At 61.8% G+C, this 19,205-nt stretch carries 22 protein-coding genes; 14 read left to right on the forward strand and 8 right to left on the reverse strand.

Annotated features, from left to right (window positions below):
• Positions 1–30 precede the first annotated feature (30 nt).
• The gene (locus tag SYNCC9605_RS03635; protein WP_011363714.1) at positions 31–225 is read left to right on the forward strand and encodes a hypothetical protein; all 195 of its coding nucleotides are present in this window, start codon (positions 31–33) and stop codon (positions 223–225) included.
• A gap of 18 nt (positions 226–243) precedes the next feature.
• Here SYNCC9605_RS03635 and cobO read toward each other — a convergent pair whose 3' ends face one another.
• From cobO to SYNCC9605_RS03650, 3 genes are read right to left on the reverse strand one after another with little or no spacing between them, the layout of a single operon-like run.
• Complete coding sequence (gene cobO / locus SYNCC9605_RS03640; RefSeq protein WP_011363715.1) at positions 244–909, reverse strand: cob(I)yrinic acid a,c-diamide adenosyltransferase; 666 nt, start codon at positions 907–909, stop codon at positions 244–246.
• A gap of 22 nt (positions 910–931) precedes the next feature.
• A complete protein-coding gene (locus tag SYNCC9605_RS03645) occupies positions 932–1,564 on the reverse strand; it encodes a class I SAM-dependent methyltransferase (protein ID WP_041435484.1) in 633 nt (210 codons plus the stop codon).
• A 34-nt stretch (positions 1,565–1,598) separates the two neighbouring features.
• A complete protein-coding gene (locus SYNCC9605_RS03650; RefSeq protein WP_011363717.1) occupies positions 1,599–2,753 on the reverse strand; it encodes a site-specific integrase in 1,155 nt (384 codons plus the stop codon).
• A 72-nt stretch (positions 2,754–2,825) separates the two neighbouring features.
• On the opposite strand from SYNCC9605_RS03650, the gene hemH reads away from it, so the two are divergent.
• The 7 genes from hemH to SYNCC9605_RS03680 are packed head-to-tail and all read left to right on the forward strand — an operon-like array spanning position 2,826 to position 9,341.
• Positions 2,826–4,001, forward strand: a complete 1,176-nt coding sequence (gene hemH / locus SYNCC9605_RS03655) for a ferrochelatase (protein ID WP_011363718.1) — start codon at positions 2,826–2,828, stop codon at positions 3,999–4,001.
• 56 nt (positions 4,002–4,057) lie between these two features.
• Positions 4,058–5,845 (forward strand): biosynthetic-type acetolactate synthase large subunit, encoded by a 1,788-nt coding sequence (gene ilvB, locus SYNCC9605_RS03660; RefSeq protein WP_041434446.1) that lies wholly within the window; start codon positions 4,058–4,060, stop codon positions 5,843–5,845.
• A complete protein-coding gene (locus tag SYNCC9605_RS03665) occupies positions 5,842–6,189 on the forward strand; it encodes a hypothetical protein (RefSeq protein ID WP_011363720.1) in 348 nt (115 codons plus the stop codon). The genes ilvB and SYNCC9605_RS03665 overlap by 4 nt, the downstream gene beginning before the upstream one ends.
• Complete coding sequence (locus tag SYNCC9605_RS03670) at positions 6,182–6,418, forward strand: GIVxVP protein (protein ID WP_041434447.1); 237 nt, start codon at positions 6,182–6,184, stop codon at positions 6,416–6,418. The genes SYNCC9605_RS03665 and SYNCC9605_RS03670 overlap by 8 nt, the downstream gene beginning before the upstream one ends.
• A gap of 33 nt (positions 6,419–6,451) precedes the next feature.
• A complete protein-coding gene (locus SYNCC9605_RS14245) occupies positions 6,452–6,970 on the forward strand; it encodes a hypothetical protein (RefSeq protein ID WP_049749424.1) in 519 nt (172 codons plus the stop codon).
• A gap of 39 nt (positions 6,971–7,009) precedes the next feature.
• Positions 7,010–7,642 carry a hypothetical protein gene (locus SYNCC9605_RS14250; RefSeq protein ID WP_049749425.1) on the forward strand — a complete coding sequence of 211 codons (633 nt, stop codon included), beginning with the start codon at positions 7,010–7,012 and terminating at the stop codon, positions 7,640–7,642.
• Positions 7,643–7,664: 22 nt separating this feature from the next.
• A complete protein-coding gene (locus SYNCC9605_RS03680) occupies positions 7,665–9,341 on the forward strand; it encodes an NAD(P)/FAD-dependent oxidoreductase (RefSeq protein ID WP_011363722.1) in 1,677 nt (558 codons plus the stop codon).
• Between the two features lie 131 nt (positions 9,342–9,472).
• Here the strand turns inward: SYNCC9605_RS03680 and SYNCC9605_RS03685 are convergent, their stop codons facing one another.
• Genes SYNCC9605_RS03685 through SYNCC9605_RS03700 form a run of 4 tightly spaced genes read right to left on the reverse strand, consistent with a single transcriptional unit; the run spans position 9,473 to position 13,096 of the window.
• A complete protein-coding gene (locus tag SYNCC9605_RS03685; RefSeq protein ID WP_257929913.1) occupies positions 9,473–10,201 on the reverse strand; it encodes a hypothetical protein in 729 nt (242 codons plus the stop codon).
• Positions 10,168–10,956 (reverse strand): peptidoglycan editing factor PgeF, encoded by a 789-nt coding sequence (gene pgeF, locus SYNCC9605_RS03690; protein WP_011363724.1) that lies wholly within the window; start codon positions 10,954–10,956, stop codon positions 10,168–10,170. The genes SYNCC9605_RS03685 and pgeF overlap by 34 nt, the downstream gene beginning before the upstream one ends.
• An 11-nt stretch (positions 10,957–10,967) precedes the next feature.
• On the reverse strand, positions 10,968–11,852 hold the full coding sequence (locus SYNCC9605_RS03695; RefSeq protein WP_011363725.1) for a Tab2 family RNA-binding protein: 885 nt from the start codon (positions 11,850–11,852) through the stop codon (positions 10,968–10,970).
• Entirely contained in the window at positions 11,849–13,096 is a 1,248-nt protein-coding gene (locus SYNCC9605_RS03700; RefSeq protein WP_041435489.1) for a S1 RNA-binding domain-containing protein, read from the reverse strand. The genes SYNCC9605_RS03695 and SYNCC9605_RS03700 overlap by 4 nt, the downstream gene beginning before the upstream one ends.
• Positions 13,097–13,170: 74 nt before the next feature.
• On the opposite strand from SYNCC9605_RS03700, the gene SYNCC9605_RS03705 reads away from it, so the two are divergent.
• The 6 genes from SYNCC9605_RS03705 (at position 13,171) to folE (ending at position 18,465) form a co-directional block, all read left to right on the forward strand.
• Positions 13,171–14,013 carry a creatininase family protein gene (locus SYNCC9605_RS03705; protein WP_011363727.1) on the forward strand — a complete coding sequence of 281 codons (843 nt, stop codon included), beginning with the start codon at positions 13,171–13,173 and terminating at the stop codon, positions 14,011–14,013.
• Between the two features lie 76 nt (positions 14,014–14,089).
• On the forward strand, positions 14,090–14,809 hold the full coding sequence (locus SYNCC9605_RS03710) for an aldehyde oxygenase (deformylating) (protein WP_011363728.1): 720 nt from the start codon (positions 14,090–14,092) through the stop codon (positions 14,807–14,809).
• Positions 14,810–14,923: 114 nt separating this feature from the next.
• Positions 14,924–15,964, forward strand: a complete 1,041-nt coding sequence (locus tag SYNCC9605_RS03715; RefSeq protein WP_011363729.1) for a long-chain acyl-[acyl-carrier-protein] reductase — start codon at positions 14,924–14,926, stop codon at positions 15,962–15,964.
• A gap of 20 nt (positions 15,965–15,984) precedes the next feature.
• Entirely contained in the window at positions 15,985–16,974 is a 990-nt protein-coding gene (locus SYNCC9605_RS03720) for an acetyl-CoA carboxylase carboxyltransferase subunit alpha (protein ID WP_011363730.1), read from the forward strand.
• 24 nt (positions 16,975–16,998) lie between these two features.
• Complete coding sequence (locus tag SYNCC9605_RS03725; protein ID WP_011363731.1) at positions 16,999–17,706, forward strand: SDR family oxidoreductase; 708 nt, start codon at positions 16,999–17,001, stop codon at positions 17,704–17,706.
• A 9-nt stretch (positions 17,707–17,715) separates the two neighbouring features.
• Entirely contained in the window at positions 17,716–18,465 is a 750-nt protein-coding gene (gene folE, locus SYNCC9605_RS03730) for a GTP cyclohydrolase I (RefSeq protein WP_011363732.1), read from the forward strand.
• Between the two features lie 11 nt (positions 18,466–18,476).
• Here folE and SYNCC9605_RS03735 read toward each other — a convergent pair whose 3' ends face one another.
• Positions 18,477–19,148 carry a phosphoribosylanthranilate isomerase gene (locus SYNCC9605_RS03735; RefSeq protein ID WP_011363733.1) on the reverse strand — a complete coding sequence of 224 codons (672 nt, stop codon included), beginning with the start codon at positions 19,146–19,148 and terminating at the stop codon, positions 18,477–18,479.
• Positions 19,149–19,205 lie beyond the last annotated feature (57 nt).

The raw sequence follows: 19,205 nt of genomic DNA on the forward strand, positions 1-19,205 counted from the left end.
CCGCTTGGATGGGGAAACCGCGGCTGTTAGATGCCAGAGACCGATGCCACCCAAAGCGGTGTGATGGCCCGTCTCACACTCTCAGCCCTGGAACGGGCCAGCCATGATCCGGACTGTTGGCGTGAGCCTGTTGTGCACCGCGCTCTGCTGGTGAGTGGGCTGTCGGTGCTCACTACGGCCACCCGTCATCTGCAAGACGATCTCGATGCGGCTGAAGAAGCCTAAGGCCGGGTTGTTCCACCCTTAAAACTCGATCCCCGCTTGGGCCTTCACCCCCTGTTCGCGGAAGGGATGGTGCACCAGGGTCATCTCTGTCACTAGATCGGCCCGCTCCACCAGCTCAGCTGGTGCGCCCCGGCCGGTTACCGCAACGTGGGTGAGCTCCGGTCGCTCGTTCAATCCGGCGATCACCGTACCGGCCTCGATGTAGCCCAGTTTCAAGGCCACATTCAGCTCGTCGAGCAGCACTAATTTCACGCTTGCATCCCGCAGGTAGCCCAGGGCTTTCTGCCAGGCCGCCTCCACCAGTTGTTGATCCCGCTCTCGGTTCTGGGTCTCCCAGGTGAAGCCTTCCCCCAGGGCATGCCAGCTCACCTGCTCACCGAAGGCCTGCAGTGCCCGCGCTTCACCGGGTTCCCAGCCTCCCTTGATGAATTGAACAATGGCCACCCGCTCGCCATGGCCAAGGGTGCGCAGCACCAGCCCAAGCCCGGCGGTGGTTTTGCCTTTGCCCTGGCCGGTGAACACCAGCACCAGTCCCTTCATTTTGCTCCGTTCCTCCACCCGTTGCTTCTGCACCTGCTGGCGCCGCTCCATCCGTTTGCGGTAACCGGCGGCGTCGGTTTCAGGGGCGAGCTTGCCCCCTATGCCCAGCTCTGCGGCGGATTGATCGAGGTCGTTCGTGCTCATGGAGGGAGAGGCGTTGTTGGTTTTATCGAGGCCGCGTTGCGGTGATGCGTTGCAGGGCCCGGCCCGCCAGCAGCTCCTGGCTCACGCTGCTGAACCCGAGTTGCTCAAGCTCGGTGGGTAGGTCGTCCTCCAGCATGGCGGTGGCGGTGTCGGTTTCAAACAGGGCACAAAACAGTTGTTGGGGAAGCTTCAGCCAAGCTCCGGCTGGATGCAGATCCACCAGCACCAACCAGCCGCCCGGTTCCAGCAGCCGCAGGGCACTACGGAGTACCCGTTTCCGATCGCTGCGGGGGAATTCGTGCAGGGCCACGCTCAGCTGGATGGCGCTGAAGCTGGCATCGGCCAGAGGCGGATCTTCGGCCAGTCCCTCCACCCGCTCCAGGCTGGGGTGGCGTTGGGCGGCCAAATCCAGGGCGCGGGGGGAGACATCGAGCCCCGTCACGGCAAAGCCCGCCGCCAGCCAAGGGGCTGCTGCTTCGCCACTGCCGCAGCAGAGATCCAGCACCGCCGCGCCGGGCTTGAGATGGGGCTGCACTGCTTCGAGCCCCAGGCTCCGCAGGCGTTCCACCCCGCCAACACTCAGCGATGACACCGCCGTAACCGTGTCGTAAATCCAGCGGTAGCGGTAGGCCAGCGGCCTCAGAAACGACGTCATCGTTGATGTGAAAAGAAGGGCATACAGGGCGTTGTCAGGCCGGTTGCCGGGCCAGGGCTGCATCCACCGCCTGCTGCTGGTCACGCCGGGTGATCCAGTGGTGATAGGTGCGGGTGTGGATCGTCACCGAGTGGCCCATCATCCTGGCGGCGACGGTGTCCGGCAGGCCGACGTGGATGGTCCGCACCGCCCAAGCGTGGCGCAGGTCGTAGGGGGTGATCGGCAGGTCGTAGCGGCGGAACTGTTCACTCACCCGCCGTCCCACCTGCTGCAGGGTGGTTCGACGCAGATCGGTCTGGATCGCCGGCAGAGCGGCTGGGTTCTCCGCCAGCTCCTGCAACCCGAAGTGCTCGACCCAGTCGGGATGGAAGGGCCAGCTCTGGTGCTCACCGGTTTTGGTTGTTGGCAGCACCCGCAACACCCGATCTCCACCGGGCGCTAGCGAGGAGCAATCGCAGAAGAACACCTCATGGTTGCGCAGGCCGTAGGTGGCCATCAGGGCAAAGGCCAGGCGCCACTTTGGATTGGGGATGCGGCCTGCGGCCTCGAGGATCTGTGGATCAGTGGGCAGCTGGCGGAACCGGGCACGGTGCAGGCCATAGCCGCCGGCCTCCTGGCGCCAGTCTTCCGGTAAGGGCAGCTCCAGTTGACGGGCCAGGGCGGCCAGGGCCGTGGCGCACTGCTGCCGGCTGCGGCTGCCGTCGTCGTAACTGGTCAGCGTCTGCATCAGCAGCGCGGGCTCCAGCGGCTGATCACCACACTGACGCGCCAGTCGCCGGAGGTAGGGCAAATAGGCACTGGTCCAGGTGGTGCGACTGCTCGCTGGGGAACGGCGTCGGCGCGGGTCGGCAAAAAAGGCTGCTTCGAAGCCCTCGATGGCGGCCTGGATCCCGATCGAACGGCCTCTGGCCGTGGCTGCAGACGTGGAGGCCGACCAGAGCGCCCAATCAAAACTGTGCTGCTCCAGTTGCAGCTGCACAAGGGCAGCGGTGCTGAGGGCCTGATTGAGTCCGGCAGCGTCAGCCATCAGCCCCAGGCTGATCCGTTGCAGGCCGTTCCGGTTCGGATTCCCACGCAACGGCAGAGACCCGCGCAGGTTCAGGCGCCGACCCCGCTGTTCGATGCGCAGCCGTGACCCCTGTTCCGCCAGCTGCGCATTGGCGGTCTCCAGCGCACTTTTGAGCTCCATAAATGTGTCGTTGGAACCAAGGATCGCGTCCGTGGCGGCTACGCTCAACCCCCGAAAACCGTTCTGATCGGTATGTCTCGCGTCGGTGTCGTCCTGCTGAACCTGGGTGGCCCGGAGCGTATCCAGGACGTTGGCCCGTTTCTCTACAACCTGTTCGCTGATCCCGAGATCATTCGGCTTCCCAGTCCAGCGCTGCAGAAACCGCTGGCTTGGTTGATCAGCACCCTGCGCAGTGGCAAGTCGCAGGAGGCCTATCGCTCCATCGGTGGCGGATCACCGCTGCGGCGCATTACCGAGCAGCAGGCCCGTGAACTCCAGAGCTTGCTGCGTCAGCGCGGGATTGATGCCACCAGCTACGTGGCTATGCGCTATTGGCATCCGTTCACAGAATCCGCCGTGGCGGACATCAAGGCTGATGGCATGGACGAGGTGGTGGTGCTCCCCCTCTACCCCCATTTTTCGATCAGCACCAGTGGATCCAGTTTCCGCGAGCTGCAGCGCCTGCGTCAGGCGGATCCCGCATTTGAGAAGCTGCCGATTCGCTGCATCCGCAGCTGGTTTGACCATCCGGGCTATGTGAAGGCCATGGCCGAGCTGATCGCGGCAGAGGTGCGCAACAGCGACGATCCCACCAAGGCCCATGTCTTCTTCAGTGCCCACGGTGTGCCAAAGAGCTACGTCGAAGAGGCTGGCGACCCTTATCAGAAGGAGATCGAAACCTGCACGGGTTTGATCATGAAGGAGCTGGCCGTTCAGATGGGTCACGACAATCCCTTCACCCTTGCGTACCAAAGCCGTGTGGGCCCCGTTGAGTGGCTCAAGCCCTACACCGAGGAGGCCCTTGAGGAATTGGGTCAAGCCAAGACCAACGACCTGGTGGTGGTACCGATCAGCTTCGTCAGCGAACACATTGAGACGCTGGAGGAGATCGACATCGAATACCGGGAGTTGGCCACCGAAGCCGGTGTGGTCAATTTCCGCCGCGTGCGCGCTCTCGACACCTACGCCCCCTTCATCGAAGGCTTGGCGGATCTCGTGGCCACCAGCCTGCAGGGCCCTGAGGTGAGTCTCGATGCGGCGGCAGAGCTGCCCAACAAAGTGAAGCTCTATCCCCAGGAAAAATGGGAATGGGGTTGGAACAACAGCTCTGAGGTCTGGAACGGCCGTCTGGCTATGGTTGGTTTTTCAGCCTTTTTGCTCGAGCTGATCAGTGGTCAAGGGCCGCTGCATGCACTCGGTCTACTTTGACCCTGCCAGGTGAGCTATGGGCCCTTAACGTTGAGGGTCATTGACCCGTCGCCTCTGTGACTCTCACCTCAGCGTCTTCGGCCGTCACTGGGCAGCAGGCCGGTCACGGTGGTCAGAAAATGTCTGGGGCGACTGCCCTGATGGATGCATTGCGGCGCCATGGCGTCGACACGATTTTCGGCTACCCCGGCGGCGCGATTCTCCCGATTTACGACGCACTCCACATCGCCGAGAGCGAGGGCTGGGTTAAGCACATCCTGGTGCGGCATGAGCAGGCCGGAACCCACGCGGCCGATGCCTATGCGCGCGCCACCGGCAAGGTGGGCGTTTGCTTCGGCACGTCGGGGCCTGGTGCTACCAACTTGGTGACCGGCATCGCCACCGCCCAGATGGACTCGGTGCCCATGGTGGTGATCACCGGTCAAGTGCCGCGTCCGGCGATTGGCACTGATGCTTTCCAGGAGACCGACATCTTCGGCATCACCTTGCCGATCGTGAAACATTCCTGGGTGGTGCGCGATCCGGCCGATCTCGCCTCCATCGTTGCCCAGGCCTTTCTGATTGCAGCCAGTGGTCGTCCGGGTCCCGTGTTGATTGACATCCCGAAGGATGTTGGCCAGGAGATGTTCGATTACGTGCCTGTTGAGCCCGGATCGATTGTTCCCAAAGGCTTCCGCAAGCCTCAGCCCCCCCGGGATGAACCGATCCTTTCGGCGCTTGAGCTCATCGCCGAAGCAGAGCGTCCCCTGCTCTATCTGGGCGGTGGTGCGATCTCAGCTGGTGCTCACGACAGCCTGCGGATGATTGCTGAGCGCTATCAGATCCCCGTTACCACCACCTTGATGGGGAAGGGTGCCTTCGATGAAAACGATCCCCTTTCGGTGGGCATGCTCGGCATGCATGGCACGGCCTATGCCAACTTCGCTGTCACCGAATGCGATCTGTTGATTGCTGTTGGCGCCCGTTTTGACGATCGAGTGACCGGAAAGCTCGACACCTTTGCTCCTCGGGCGCAGGTGATCCACTTTGAGATTGACCCGGCCGAAATCGGCAAGACCCGCCGCCCCGATGTGGCGGTGCTCGGCGATCTGGGCCTGAGCGTGGCGCGGTTGGTGGAGCTGAGCCTGCAGCAGCAGGTGCAACCCCGCACGTCCGCTTGGTTGGCACGCATCGCTGAGTGGAAACAGACCTATCCCCTCACGGTGCCTCCCACCCAAGGTCCCCTCTTCCCCCAGGAGGTGCTACTTGCCGTGCGCGAGTTGGCCCCCAATGCCATCGTCACCACGGACGTGGGCCAGCACCAGATGTGGGCTGCTCAGTACCTGCGCAATGGGCCCCGGGGCTGGATCAGCAGTGCCGGTCTCGGCACCATGGGCTTCGGCATGCCGGCCGCAATGGGGGCCCAGGTGGCTTGTCCCGATCGTCAGGTGGTGTGCATCGCAGGTGACGCCAGCATCCTGATGAACATTCAGGAGCTGGGAACTTTGGCGGCCTATGGCCTCCCGGTGAAGGTGGTGATCGTGAACAACCACTGGCAAGGCATGGTGCGCCAGTGGCAGGAGAGCTTCTACGAGGAGCGTTATTCGGCCTCCGACATGCTCAATGGCATGCCGGACTTTGTGGCTCTCGCCCGCTCCTTCGGAGTCGACGGCGTGCACATCCGCGAGCGGGAGTCGTTGAAGCGTGATCTCGAGGCGGCGCTCAAGGCTCCCGGTCCGATGTTGATCGACATCCACGTGCGTCGTGGTGAGAACTGCTATCCGATGGTTCCCCCGGGCAAAAGCAATGCTGAAATGGTGGGCCTCCCGGCTCCCATGCCGGTTCTCAACGCTCCGACCTCTTGATTCGTCTCGTCTTAATCGGCCTTCTGCTGCTGCTTTGGGCCGTGCCGGTACAGGCCGCTGAGGTGCTTCAGGTGCGCAGCAGCTCACTGCTGCAGGTGGGAGATCGCAACCGCACCTACACCGTTGCTCTTGCCTGTGCTTCCGTTGATCCGAGCCAGGAAGCCGAGGCCACCACATGGCTGCGTCAGGAGCTGCCGCGTCGTCGCAAGGTCAATCTGCGGCCGGTCGGCTCTAGCGAGGGCCAGCTGATGGCTCGGATGACCCCGATCGGTGCTGAGCATGACCTCAGCACTGGCCTGATTGCCGCTGGCCTGGCCAGCAACAGCTGTGGGGTCGATGGCTGATAACCGCATTGCCCGGGGCATTGTGTTGGTGCCCTGCTTGCTTCTGGGGGGTGCCTTTCTGGCCACAGCGGCCTGGGGCCAGGGCGCCGCAGCTGAGAACCGCCCCCTCGCGATCGGCATCGGTGCTGGCTTGCTGTTGGCGGGTTGGTTGTCCCAGTTGGGTGGCGGCTCAGAGGGTGGGACTGAGACCTCTGTGACAAAACCAGACGAGTCCGACCCCTCTCCCTAATTTGCGGGGATCGGGTTGCTTCCCTCCGATCCCATGTCGAAGCCTGAGTGGCGACGTTGGTCTTGGCTGTCGTGGAGTGTTGTTGCAGCCACGCTGATCGGCTGCCAGTCGATCGTCGCCAGTGGCGTCAGTCGCCCGAGGCTGGCGGTGCTGCTGCCGATGGGGCACCGCGATGCTGAATTGCGGCACAACTTCCTCCAGGGCTTTCGTCTGGGCCAGGCATCAGTGGAGGCTTGTGGTGAGCCCTTCCCGCAGGTTGCCTGGTATGGGACCAACTCCGGCGACGCTCCCGATCCGCAGTTGATGCCCTCGATGGAGCTCAAGTTGCTGGTGGCTCCCCCATCTGCGGATCTGCGGGCTTATGCCGCCGTGGCAGATGAGCGGGATCTCACCGTGCTTCTCCCCTATCAGGTGGGGCAGTCGCTGGACACCCTGCGTGGGCTGGAAGGCCGTCAACGGCTCTGGCCGCTTGTTCCCTCCCGTCAGGAGGATCTGAAGGCGATGGTGGCGGCGGCGATGGAGGCCGGCTGGGGACGGGCGTTGGAAGTTTAGGTCCCTTCTGCCCTTGAATCCACCAGCTCCAGTGCCTTTATGGAGCTGTTTAATGCCGCCGGCGGTATTGTTGAGAGCTACGAAGCGCAGTCGGTTCAGCGGGTGGATCCCAGCAACGACGCGCGTCTGCAACGGTACAAGGACGACATGGCCTGGTCTTGGGTGCCCACCGTTGTGGTGGCTGATGCTCCAAACTGTCTTCTCTCGCAAGAGCTGCGGGCTGAGCAGCAGCAGGGGCGTTTCGGTGGTGGTGCACCGCAGGCGCCGAACTGGATTTGGCTCAGCGAGGCGGAGGATCTGCAGGATGCGCCCGCGGTGCCCTGGCAACAGCTTGGGCTGCAGCACCCAGCCCGTGGTGCGGCGTGGGCTGAGTTTCAACTGGATTTCAAGCAGTCCACCGGCAAGGCTCCATCGTTGCTCGCGGGTGCGGGTTTTGATACGGCACGGCTGTTGGCTCTGGCCGATGCAGCCCCTTGGCCAAGGTCCGCTGACGGGGGCGTCGATGCGATGGGGTGGTTGGACCCCGATCACAAGGAAGCCGTTCCGATTTGCCAGGCCTTTGATCAGCGTCGCCGCGGCGAGCGACTGCGCCTCAAGGCCGTAGCCAGCGATTCCCGCTTTCGCGCCGGCCAGGCACCATCGGGCCAGGCCCTGGCCGGTTTGATCAAATGAAGTTAGGGGAGATGACCTCGAGATGCTGCGCCTGAGTGAACTGAAGCTACCCCTCGACCATGGGGAGGACGCGCTGCAGGAAGCGGTGCTCAAGCGTTTGCGGATCCCCGCGGATCGTCTTCTGGGTCAGACCCTGGTGAAGCGCAGTGTTGATGCCCGGCGCCGCGACCGAATTCAGCTGATCTACAGCGTGGATGTGCAGGTGAAGGGGGAAGCCGCCCTGTTAAGGCGCATCGGTAACAAAGACCGGGTGCGTCTGGCTCCAGACACCCGTTACCGGTCTGTGGGTCATGCCCCGGATGGCTTCCCCTTGGATGCAGGCGATCGGCCGGTGGTGGTGGGGGCAGGCCCCTGCGGTTATTTCGCTGCTCTGCTTTTGGCGCAGATGGGCTTTCGCCCGCTGTTGCTGGAGCGGGGTCAGGCTGTGAAGCAACGCACCGCTGACACCTTTGGCTTCTGGCGGGGCACCAGCCCCTTCAACCCGGAATCCAATGCCCAATTCGGTGAGGGCGGAGCTGGCACCTTCTCCGACGGCAAGCTCTACAGCCGGGTGAGCGATCCCGAGCACTACGGTCGCAAGGTTCTCGAGGAGCTGGTGGCCTGTGGTGCCAGCGAGGAGATCCTCACGCTGCAACGTCCCCACATTGGCACCTTCAAACTCGCCACGGTGGTGCGCGGCCTGCGGGCACGGATTGAGGCCCTGGGCGGTGAGGTGCGTTTCAACAGTCGTGTGACACGTCTTCAGCTCAGCAACAGCAGCGCTGAGAAGCCGTTTCAACTTGATGCTTTGGTGTTGGCTGATGGAACGGAAATGCCCTGCCGTCATTTGGTGCTGGCCCCCGGTCACTCCGCGCGCGACTGCTTTGAAATGCTGGAGCAGATCGGTGTGCAGCTGCAGCGCAAACCGTTTTCCGTGGGCGTGCGGATTGAGCATCCGCAGCATCTGATTGACGCAGCTCGCTGGGGAGAGGCGGCGGGCCATCCGCGTCTCGGTGCGGCCGAGTACAAGCTGGTTCACCATGCTGAGAACGGCCGCTGCGTCTACAGCTTCTGCATGTGTCCCGGGGGATTTGTGGTGGGCGCAACCTCGGAGGAAGGCCGGGTGGTGACCAATGGCATGAGCCAGCACTCCCGCAACGAGCGCAACGCCAACAGCGGTTTGGTTGTTGCTCTTGACGCCGATGACCTGGCGCCATTTGAACGCTTCCCCGGGGATCCGTTGGCGGGGATTGCCCTTCAACGGGAGCTGGAGGAGCGCGCCTTCAGGCTGGGTGGAAACAGCTATGCCGCACCGGCGCAGCGGTTGGAGGACTTCCTGGCTGCCCGTCCCTCCACCCGTCTAGGTGCCATCGCAGCGTCGTACCAGCCGGGCGTGCACCCCGCCGATCTGGATGCGTTGCTTCCCTCTCCTATCGTTGAGGCCTTACGGGAGGCGTTGCCGGTATTTGCCAGCAAGCTGAAGGGTTACAACCACCCCGATGCAGTGCTCACAGGAGTGGAAACCCGCACGTCATCGCCCGTGCGGATTCCCAGGGATGAGGCGTTGGAATCGCTCAATGTGAAGGGGCTGGTGCCGGCCGGTGAAGGGGCGGGCTACGCCGGCGGGATCCTGTCGGCTGGAATTGATGGCATTTGTGCCGCTGAAGCCGTGGCTCGGCAGCTGTTGATGGACAAAGTTGAGAAATACTGTTGGCAATGAATTGAGATAGATCTCTCAGCTTCTACATGATCTGAGGAAAATACCGAGCTTATTACTTGCTGATAAAGAGAAACCCGCTGATGCCAACGGGTCGGGTTTTGCTTCTTTGTTTGCTTTATATAGTTTTCAAGTCACCAGGAATAGGGTACTGAGGAGTGGTGAACTGTTATGCGTAAGTTTCCAGCATCGTCTCGAACGTATGAAAAGGTTTTGTCAACTTTAGAAGTTGTTCCGTCGGCAGCTTCAAAATGCACCCAACCCATCGCATTCGCTGTATTCCCAAATACTTGAATGGCAAAAATCTCTGGTGTGCACTTGATCCAAGGACTCCTGTTGCTCAAGTTCGGGTAATTACCATCGCCGGGTGATCCAATCCCAAATCCAGGGTCAGTGTAATTGGGATCGTCACCAATGAAATAGGAAAGCGCGCCGTCTTTGGTTGTACGGAATGTCGTGTCTCCATAAGCCCAAGTGGGTTTAAAAGCGACTGGTCCAAATTGATACGCATAGGCCGCGTCAATGATGTCGCTTGACAGAGGCTTGGACTTGGCAAGACCCCCTTCAGCGTGTGCTGTGCTGATGGCAACGAGAGCACCACACCACGTGTCTTGTGCAGCTTTAACTTCACCCACTCGGATGGTTTCTGACATCACCGCTGGCTTGGCTTCCGCGGTGGCAGCTACAGAGATCAAGGCACCCATGGAGGCTGCACCGGCCAAGCCGAGGCCAAGGATCGCTTTGAACATCGTGCAATTTGAGAGACATTTCACACTGGCTTGCATGCGGCGGCATGACAGGTTTTGCCAGTAAATCGAGACCTGCGGGATCAGATTGAAGCTTGCGCCACGATCCCGCTCCACTGCACGGCTTTCACCTGATCCCGTCGCCAGGAATGGAACAGCTCGGGTTCACTGACGGTGCACAGCGGGCAGTGGGCGATCCGTTGGCTGAGGATTCCCGCGCCCTGGAGTTGCACTCTGGCGGACGTTCGAATGTCCAGGCGTTGCCGTCCCGGTTGCTCATCCGGAAGCAGGGCCCCGGCCTCGGATAACGAGGCCTCGTCGGGGGTCGAGGCGCTGACGGCCTCCACCACCTCGTCGCCCACCTGGTAACAGGGTCCGCTGACAGCCGGACCCAGGGCGACGACCAGATCCTCCCGCCGCGCACCCCGCTCCACCAATTGATCCAGGGCCGTGATCAGGATTCCAGCTGCCACCCCACGCCAACCGGCATGACAGGCCGCGGCATGCCCGGTGCCGGGATCGGCGATCAGAACCGGGGTGCAGTCGGCGCCGCACACCCAGAGGCTCTGGCCTCCGCGATCACTCACCAGGCCATCGGCCTCAGGCCAGGGATCCTGAACGGCGTCGCTGGCGTTGAGGACGACCCCACTGTGAATCTGCTGGGGCCGGTGGACGCTGATGCCGGCGCTGACGTACCCCGCCAGTTCATCAGGCCCACGGCCGTGCCAGAGCCGGGTGAAAAAGCCGTGCTCGAACCCCTGCTCGTGCAGAAGATCGCTCTGGAGGTAATAGCCCCCATAACAACCGATCCAGGTCCATCCCTTCAACGTGTTGAAGCGGCTGTCTGGTCGATCAAATGGCCCGTCTTTCATCAGCCCTGCAATCAGGCTATGGGGATGTCCCGCAGCATCCAGAAACCACCGAAGGTCTGTTCTTCGGGGCTGGACTGGATGGCGATGAATTGGAGGCCGCGCACCTGCTGCTGCGAAGTGGCTAGAGCTTCGGCGATTTCAGCGGCGATGCCTGGCTCCAGGTCGCTCACCAGCCAGCGGTCGTCCTGACCAGCCTCCAGCACCAGCTGGCGGTCTTCGACGATCATCCGCACGGGCTCCAGACCCCCCAACCAGCCCGCCATGGCAAGGGAGCGGCTTTGGCTGAACAGGCGCAGACCAGGAACAGAGGCCTCGGGGTCGATGCCATCGGGCACCGGCAGCAGACCGCTGAAACTCATCGGCCATTCCGATGCCTCGAGCAGCAGGCTCGCTGGCAGGGCGGCCCAGCTCCAGGCATCTCCTTGAACTTCTTCCGGCAGGGGAACCGGTGGGGTTGGAACTGGAGCCGGCGGCGGTGCCAATGGGCCCGCCATGAAGCCCTCCTCCTCGGGATACACCTCCCTCTCGCGCTGTTGAAGCCAGTCGAGCAGGGCGAAGGTGCGGCGACTGGGAATCACCTCGAGGTCTTGTTCGGCTGCGGCGCGCTGCACCATGGTGCGCATCGAACTGCGCCAGCAGCGCAGGCGCACGGGCGAACCCCAGCCCCCGCTGGCGGATGCCTGCTTGGCTTCTGCCAGGGCTTGGCTCAACCAGAGCGAGTTCACATCACCAGAGGGGCACACCTTGGCGAAGCGAAATGGCTCTGCATCGCCACTTGCGGCGGGGGTGGAGGTGATCAGCAGCTCCCAACGCTTGCGGCCATCGGCCTCAAGGATGGGTCGGGAGTAGAAGTCGAGTTCCCAGTCTTCAGCGGCTGTCAGGGCAGCAGTGCTCATCCGGCGGATTGCTCCTGCTGTTTCAGGGTGTTCTGGGCGCGGCTGGCGCGATCGGCGGCTTCAGCCATCACTTTGTCTTTTTCGATCAGCAGCTCGCCAGGAGGCCCCTCCAGCAGGGCTGTGTTGAGGCCGATCCGTCCGCGGCCCGGGTCCAGTTCCGTGATCAGGGCCGACACGCGGTCGCCCTGGTCAAACACCTCACGAATCGAGCGCAGTCTGCCATTGGTGATAGCTGATTGGTGCAGCAGTCCGCTGATGCCACCGAGGTCGATGAACAGGCCGTAGGGCTTCACCGCAGCAACCTGGCCTTCCACCAATTGGCCCACCTCCAGATCCTGGAAGCGTTCCGCAACAGCAGCCCGCTTTTCGGACAGCACCAGCTTGCGCGTCTCCGAATTCACCTCGATGAAGGCCACGCCCAGGGTCTTGCCCACCAGCTCCTGGTGGTTTTCACCGTTTTGGAGCTGAGAGCGGGGAATGAAGCCGCGTAGCCCTTGGAGATCGCAGGTGACCCCACCGCGGTTGAAGTTATTGACAATGACTTGAACCACTTTCCCCTGTTTCTCCAGCTCCTTCACCCGGTCCCAGCTCTTGCGCAGCTCAAGGGCGCGACAGCTGATCGTGACCATCCCATCAGCGTTCTGCTCACGGGTCACCAGAACTTCAACCTCTAGACCCTTGGGGAAGCGCTCCCGGAAGTTGGTCACAACGCCCAGGCCCGCTTCGCTCTTGGGCATGTAGCCGGGAGCTTTGCCGCCTATATCCACGTACACGCCATCGCTTTCGATGCCGATCACCGTGCCCTTGATCACCTCACCGGTGGTGCCAACCGGAGCGTTCTCGTCGAGGGCGGCGAGGAAGGCTTCTTCGTCGAAATCGAAGTCGTCCACGCTGCGCGGCTGATTGCGCTGCTCCTTCCTGGGTTGCTGATCCGGCGCACCCATCAGGTCAGCCATGGTCATGCCTTCCATGCCGCCCATGTCGAACAGAGCGTCGTCATCCGTTGCTGGTGACGAGGCGGGTTCCTGCTGGACAGGTCGCGGAGGGGTGGCGAGACCCGCCCGTTCCTCAAGGATGCGTGCCTTTTCCGCCGCAGCCTCTGCTGCTGCCCGAGCTTCAGCCGCTTCTCGAGCCAGCTTTTCCTGCTCCTCGCGGCGGTTGATCTGCATCACCTGCAGCGGTTTCGTCGCTGCCGGCTTGGGTGCCTTGGGGCGGTTGGGCTGCGGGCTGCCGGCTGCGGGCATGGACCATTGGGCTTGTCGATTGCTCATTTTGACAGGCTGGGCTGGGATCAACACCCCCGTGCCTGTGCAACTCCATGGACCAGCTCCGCAAGCGATTTGATCAGCTGACGTGGCCCGAGGCCAGTCATGCTGCCTGCCAACCTGGTGCCACGGTGATCTGGCCGTTTGGAGCCTGTGAGCAACACGGCCCCCAATTGCCGCTTTCGACGGACGCTGTTTTTGCTGACGGCATCCTTGATTACGTGTTGTGCGGGCTTGAGCCGGCTCTGCCGATTTGGCGACTGCCCTGTCAGTCCATCGGCTTTTCGCCTGAGCACAAGAACTTCCCCGGAACCATCAGCCTTTCGGCTCCTCTGCTTCTGGATCTGGTCGACCAGGTGGGCACGCAGCTGGCGGCGATGGGGGTGCAGCGCCTTGTTCTGTTCAACGCCCATGGCGGCCAGATCGGTTTGCTGCAGGTGGCAGCCCGACAGCTGCGGGCTCGCTGCCCATCGCTTGCTGTTCTGCCCTGCTTCCTCTGGAGTGGTGTCGAGGGGCTAGCGGATCTGTTGCCTGAGCAGGAGTTGCTCCATGGTCTTCATGCCGGCCAAGCCGAAACCAGCTTGATGCTCCAGATGGCCCCAGATCTGGTGGGATCGGCCCGCCCGGTGGATGGACGTCCAGCGCCGGGTTCCGCCCCGGAGCCGCCGGAGGGTTGGAGCCTCGAAGGGGCGGCGCCCTGCGCTTGGCTCACCGACGATCTCAGCGCGACGGGGGTGATCGGGGATGCCCGCCAGGCCTCAGCAGATCTGGGACGTTGTCTGGAAGATCGCTTGATCAACCACTGGCAGAAGCGTTTTCAGGCACTTTTGACCAGCGACTGGCCACCCACCCAAAGCCTTCTCTCCAAACCGTCCAAGATCACGCCCACGTCCTGAACCTTGGACGCATGTGTCCCCAACTCTTGGGGCACTGGTTATTGTCGGTCCCACTGAACGTGGTGGACAGCGTCCTATGACGACCCTCAATGCACCTGAAGCACCCGTGCTGGAGGGCCAGGACGCACTGCCGGATTTCACGACTGCTGCCTATAAGGACGCTTACAGCCGTATCAACGCCATCGTGATCGAGGGCGAGCAGGAAGCCCACGACAACTACATCTCCCTTGGAACACTGATCCCCGAGCAGGCCGAGGAGCTCAAGCGTTTGGCACGGATGGAGATGAAGCACATGAAGGGCTTCACATCCTGCGGTCGCAACCTTGGAGTTGAAGCCGATCTGCCTTTCGCCAAAAAGTTCTTCGAACCCCTTCACGGCAATTTTCAGGCTGCTCTCAAGGAGGGCAAGGTGGTCACCTGCCTGCTGATTCAGGCCCTGCTGATCGAAGCATTCGCTATTTCCGCGTATCACATATATATCCCTGTGGCCGATCCCTTCGCCCGCAAAATCACTGAGGGTGTGGTGAAGGACGAGTACACCCACCTCAACTACGGCCAGGAATGGCTGAAGGCCAACTTTGAGGCCAGCAAAAATGAGCTGTTCGAGGCCAACAAAGCCAACCTCCCTCTGATCCGCTCGATGCTGGAAGACGTGGCTGCTGATGCTGCCGTCCTGCACATGGAAAAGGAAGACCTGATCGAAGATTTCCTGATCGCTTATCAGGAGGCTCTGGGAGAGATCGGCTTCACCTCCCGCGACATCGCTCGCATGGCAGCAGCTGCTCTTGCCGTTTGAGCCGTTTCAGGGCTTAATCCAACGCCGGTTTATCGACAGGCACGTTGCCGTCGATACCGGGTGCCATGGGAGCATGGTCGTTCGAGGTGTTCTTTGAGACGTCAGCGGTAGGAAATGTTTGGTCTGATCGGACATTCAACGAGTTTTGAGGCAGCTCGCCGCAAAGCGATGGAACTCGGGTTCGATCACATCGCTGACGGTGATCTCGATGTGTGGTGCAGTGCACCTCCCCAGCTCGTTGAGCACGTGGAAGTCACCAGTCCGGTGGGAACGACCATTGAGGGTGCCTACATCGACTCCTGCTTCGTGCCCGAGATGCTGAGCCGTTTCAAAACGGCCCGGCGCAAGGTTCTCAATGCGATGGAACTTGCCCAGAAGAAGGGCATCAACATCACTGCTCTGGGCGGTTTCACCTCGATCATTTTCGAGAATTTCAACCTGCTTCAGCACCAAACGGTGCGGAGCACCACCTTGGATTGGCAGCGGTTCACCACCGGAAACACCCACACGGCCTGGGTGATCTGCCGTCAGGTGGAGAACAATGCTCCAACCCTCGGCATTGACCTCAGCAAAGCCAAGGTGGCCGTCGTTGGCGCGACTGGTGATATCGGCTCCGCCGTCTGTCGTTGGCTGCAGGCGCGCACCAGAGTGGGTGAGCTTCTACTGGTGGCGCGTCAGCAGCAACCCCTGCTCGATCTCCAGCAGGAACTGGGCGGTGGACGAATCCTGTCGCTCGATGAAGCCCTGCCTGAGGCGGATGTGGTCGTCTGGGTGGCGAGCATGCCCCGCACCCTTGAGATCGACCAAGACAGCCTCAAGAAGCCCTGTTTGATGATTGATGGGGGCTATCCCAAGAATCTCGATACCAAGGTCGCCGGGGGTGGCATCCACGTGCTCAAGGGAGGAATCGTTGAGTTCTGCCGCGACATCGGCTGGTCGATGATGGCTATCGCCGAGATGGAGCGGCCGCAGCGCCAGATGTTTGCCTGCTTTGCCGAAGCCATGCTGCTCGAGTTTGAGCGCTGCCACACCAACTTCAGCTGGGGACGCAACAACATCACCCTCGAGAAGATGGACTTCATTGGTGCGGCATCGGTCCGCCATGGGTTCAGCACCTTGAACCTCCATCCCAACCTGCAGGCCACTGCCGCCTGACCCTCGGAGAGCCAGAGCCCATGCCCCGTCGCCCCTTGCTTGAGTTCGAAAAACCGCTCGTCGAGCTTGAGCAGCAGATTGAGCAAATCCGTCAGCTGGCCAGAGATTCGGAAGTCGACGTTTCGCAGCAGCTTCAGCAGCTGGAGAGTCTCGCGGCCCGTCGTCGTCAGGAGATCTTTCAGGGCCTGACTCCAGCTCAGAAAATTCAAGTTGCTCGTCACCCGCAGCGTCCGAGCACGCTGGATTTCATCCAGATGTTCTGCGATGACTGGGTCGAACTGCATGGCGATCGTCGCGGTAACGACGATCAGGCCTTAATTGGCGGTGTAGGCCGGGTGGGCAATCGCGCGGTGATGTTGATTGGCCATCAGAAAGGACGCGACACCAAGGAGAATGTCGCCCGTAATTTTGGGATGGCTGCTCCGGGTGGCTACCGCAAAGCCATGCGGTTGATGGACCATGCCGATCGTTTCCGCTTGCCGATTCTCACGTTTATCGATACACCTGGGGCCTACGCCGGCCTTGAGGCTGAAGAACAGGGTCAGGGTGAAGCGATCGCCGTCAACCTGCGGGAGATGTTCCGCTTGCGCGTTCCGGTGATCGCCACCGTGATTGGTGAAGGCGGCTCCGGGGGTGCCTTGGGCATCGGGGTGGCGGATCGCTTGCTGATGTTCGAGCACAGCGTCTACACGGTTGCCAGCCCTGAGGCCTGCGCATCCATTCTCTGGCGTGATGCGGCCAAGGCGCCTGATGCGGCGGCAGCCTTGCGGATCACGGGTCGTGACCTGCTGGAGCTTGGGGTGGTGGATGAGGTGCTCGAGGAGCCCTCCGGTGGCAACAACTGGGCACCATTGGAGGCTGGAGAAAACCTGCGGGCGGCGATCGAGCGTCACCTCGAACAACTGCTGAGCCTTTCGGAACAGCAACTGCGCGAGGCCCGTTACTCGAAATTTAGAGCGATGGGGCGGTTCCTCGAAAAAACGTCACAGGATGTCGACAAAGCCGCTTAAAGTGTCGTGGTTTGCTAACTGTTTTTGCCTACGGCTCTAATCACAGGTGCGAGCCGAGGCATAGGTCGCCGAACTGCTGAGCTTCTGGCTCATCAGGGCTGGGACTTGCTGCTCACTGCACGTAGCGCTGATCAACTGGAGCAGCTGAGTGATCAGCTCAGCTCCAAGGGTGTCTCTGTGGCCTCTGCCGCCGTCGACCTGACTCAACCTGATGGCATCGCTTTTGCGATGGCTGGCTTGTTGCAGCAGGGTGAGACCCCTTCAGTGTTGATCAACAACGCGGGGGCTGCTTACACCGGCGATCTATTGGCAATGCCGATCGAGCGTTGGCAATGGCTGCTACAGCTGAATGTCACCAGCGTGATGCAGGTTTGTGCTGCTGTTGTCCCCTCCATGCGTGAGAACGGCGGACTGGTGATCAACATCAGCAGCCACGCCGCCCGCAATGCCTTCCCTCAATGGGGTGCGTATTGCGTCAGCAAAGCTGCCCTGGCCAGCTTCACCCGCTGCCTGGCGGAAGAGGAACGGAGCAACGACATCCGTGCCTGCACCCTCACTCTTGGGGCAGTCAACACACCTCTGTGGGACGCGGAAACCGTACAAAGCGATTTCGATCGTCGTGCCATGCTCTCTGTCGATCAGGCGGCAGAAACACTGGCGAATCTGGCGATGCAACCCAGCAACCAGTTGATCGAAGACCTCACCCTTATGCCGGCCGCCGGCGCCTTCTGAACGAACACCATGACCTCCACAGTCCCTTTCGTTTCCAACGGCGTCGCCAACGGCAACGGCAATGGCAGCTTGAATCCCCAGATCTCAGCGCGCATCCGTGAACGCTTGAGAGAGGCCGGTGCCTCCTTCCTGGCCAACGACAACATCGCTGATCACCTCCAGCCCGGTGAGCTCGATCAACTTCAGGTTGAAGTTGCAGACAAGGTTCGCGACCTGCTGCGCAGCCTGGTGATCGACATCGATAACGACCACAACACCCACGAGACGGCGGAGCGCGTCGCCAAGATGTACCTCCAGGAGGTGTTCAAGGGGCGTTACCACCAGCAGCCCAAGGTGGCCAGCTTCCCCAATGTGAAACAGCTGGATGAGATCTACACCGTTGGCCCGATCACGGTGCGCTCGGCCTGTTCACATCACCTGGTGCCGATCATGGGCAACTGCTGGATTGGGATCAAGCCGGGTGCCCGGGTGATCGGCCTCTCCAAGTTCACCCGCGTTGCCGACTGGGTGTTCTCCCGCCCTCACATCCAGGAAGAGGCTGTGATGATCCTTGCCGACGAAATCGAGAAGCTCTGTGAGCCCCAGGGTCTCGGCATCATCATCAAGGCGCAGCACTACTGCATGAAGTGGCGTGGCGTGAAGGAGCCCCAAACCAGCATGGTGAATTCCGTGGTGCGCGGCGATTTCCGCCACGACCCCAGCCTCAAGCAGGAGTTCTTTGAGCTGGTGCGTCAGCAGGAAGCACTTCTGAGCACATGATCAGCTTCGACTCAACCCTGTTTCACAGCCTCGACAAGGGCTTGAACCTTGTCGAGGTTTTTCCATCCGGGCCGTTCCTCCAGTCGGCTTGAGGCATCGAGCCCTTGAGGATTGACGCGACTGAGCAGTTCCGGAACCCACTCCGCACTCACTCCTCCTGCCAGCCACCACGGCACCGATAGCTCGGTCTCGCGGACCCAATCAAGAGGGATCCGGTGCCCGGTGCCGCCCAGTTGATCGGCGCTCCAGGCATCGATCAGCAGAGCATCCACATGGGGCGCGTAGTGCTCGAGCTGCTTGAGATCGTCGGGTTCACGCACCCGTAACGCTTTCCACCACTGCTGCCGGGGGTAGCACTGTTTCAAGCGTTGGCAGCATTCAACGGACTCGCCGCCGTGCAGCTGCACCACGGAGGGCTGCCCTACTCCGTTCAGTGCCTCCTCGAGGGCGGCATCGTCCGGATTGGCCACCACCCAAACCCGATGCAGTAGAGGGTGCTGCTCTTCCAGCATCTGGAACAAGGTCCGGCGCTGGGCTGGTTCAACAAAGCGTGGGGTTGCGGGAACGCCGATCACGCCAATCGCCTGCACGCCCATCTGTGCGATGGCTTGAGCCTGCTCGGGGTCGGTGATCCCACAGATCTTGAGTTCTGGAGTAGGGCGGGGATCACGCAAGGGCTGCATGGATTGCTCTCCCTAGGATCGTGGATGACAGTCCGCAGCAGCGGCACACGACGGGAT

Source organism: Synechococcus sp. CC9605, assembly GCF_000012625.1.
Classification (GTDB): Bacteria; Cyanobacteriota; Cyanobacteriia; order PCC-6307; family Cyanobiaceae; genus Parasynechococcus.

Coding starts and splice junctions, on each gene's coding strand:
- SYNCC9605_RS03635 (WP_011363714.1), top strand. CDS start 31: ATGCCAGAGACCGATGCCACCCAAAGCGGTGTGATGGCCCGTCTCACA.
- cobO (WP_011363715.1), bottom strand. CDS start 909: ATGAGCACGAACGACCTCGATCAATCCGCCGCAGAGCTGGGCATAGGG.
- SYNCC9605_RS03645 (WP_041435484.1), bottom strand. CDS start 1,564: ATGACGTCGTTTCTGAGGCCGCTGGCCTACCGCTACCGCTGGATTTAC.
- SYNCC9605_RS03650 (WP_011363717.1), bottom strand. CDS start 2,753: ATGGAGCTCAAAAGTGCGCTGGAGACCGCCAATGCGCAGCTGGCGGAA.
- hemH (WP_011363718.1), top strand. CDS start 2,826: ATGTCTCGCGTCGGTGTCGTCCTGCTGAACCTGGGTGGCCCGGAGCGT.
- SYNCC9605_RS03670 (WP_041434447.1), top strand. CDS start 6,182: ATGGCTGATAACCGCATTGCCCGGGGCATTGTGTTGGTGCCCTGCTTG.
- SYNCC9605_RS14245 (WP_049749424.1), top strand. CDS start 6,452: ATGTCGAAGCCTGAGTGGCGACGTTGGTCTTGGCTGTCGTGGAGTGTT.
- SYNCC9605_RS14250 (WP_049749425.1), top strand. CDS start 7,010: ATGGAGCTGTTTAATGCCGCCGGCGGTATTGTTGAGAGCTACGAAGCG.
- SYNCC9605_RS03680 (WP_011363722.1), top strand. CDS start 7,665: ATGCTGCGCCTGAGTGAACTGAAGCTACCCCTCGACCATGGGGAGGAC.
- pgeF (WP_011363724.1), bottom strand. CDS start 10,956: ATGAAAGACGGGCCATTTGATCGACCAGACAGCCGCTTCAACACGTTG.
- SYNCC9605_RS03695 (WP_011363725.1), bottom strand. CDS start 11,852: ATGAGCACTGCTGCCCTGACAGCCGCTGAAGACTGGGAACTCGACTTC.
- SYNCC9605_RS03700 (WP_041435489.1), bottom strand. CDS start 13,096: ATGCCCGCAGCCGGCAGCCCGCAGCCCAACCGCCCCAAGGCACCCAAG.
- SYNCC9605_RS03705 (WP_011363727.1), top strand. CDS start 13,171: ATGGACCAGCTCCGCAAGCGATTTGATCAGCTGACGTGGCCCGAGGCC.
- SYNCC9605_RS03710 (WP_011363728.1), top strand. CDS start 14,090: ATGACGACCCTCAATGCACCTGAAGCACCCGTGCTGGAGGGCCAGGAC.
- SYNCC9605_RS03715 (WP_011363729.1), top strand. CDS start 14,924: ATGTTTGGTCTGATCGGACATTCAACGAGTTTTGAGGCAGCTCGCCGC.
- SYNCC9605_RS03720 (WP_011363730.1), top strand. CDS start 15,985: ATGCCCCGTCGCCCCTTGCTTGAGTTCGAAAAACCGCTCGTCGAGCTT.
- folE (WP_011363732.1), top strand. CDS start 17,716: ATGACCTCCACAGTCCCTTTCGTTTCCAACGGCGTCGCCAACGGCAAC.
- SYNCC9605_RS03735 (WP_011363733.1), bottom strand. CDS start 19,148: ATGCAGCCCTTGCGTGATCCCCGCCCTACTCCAGAACTCAAGATCTGT.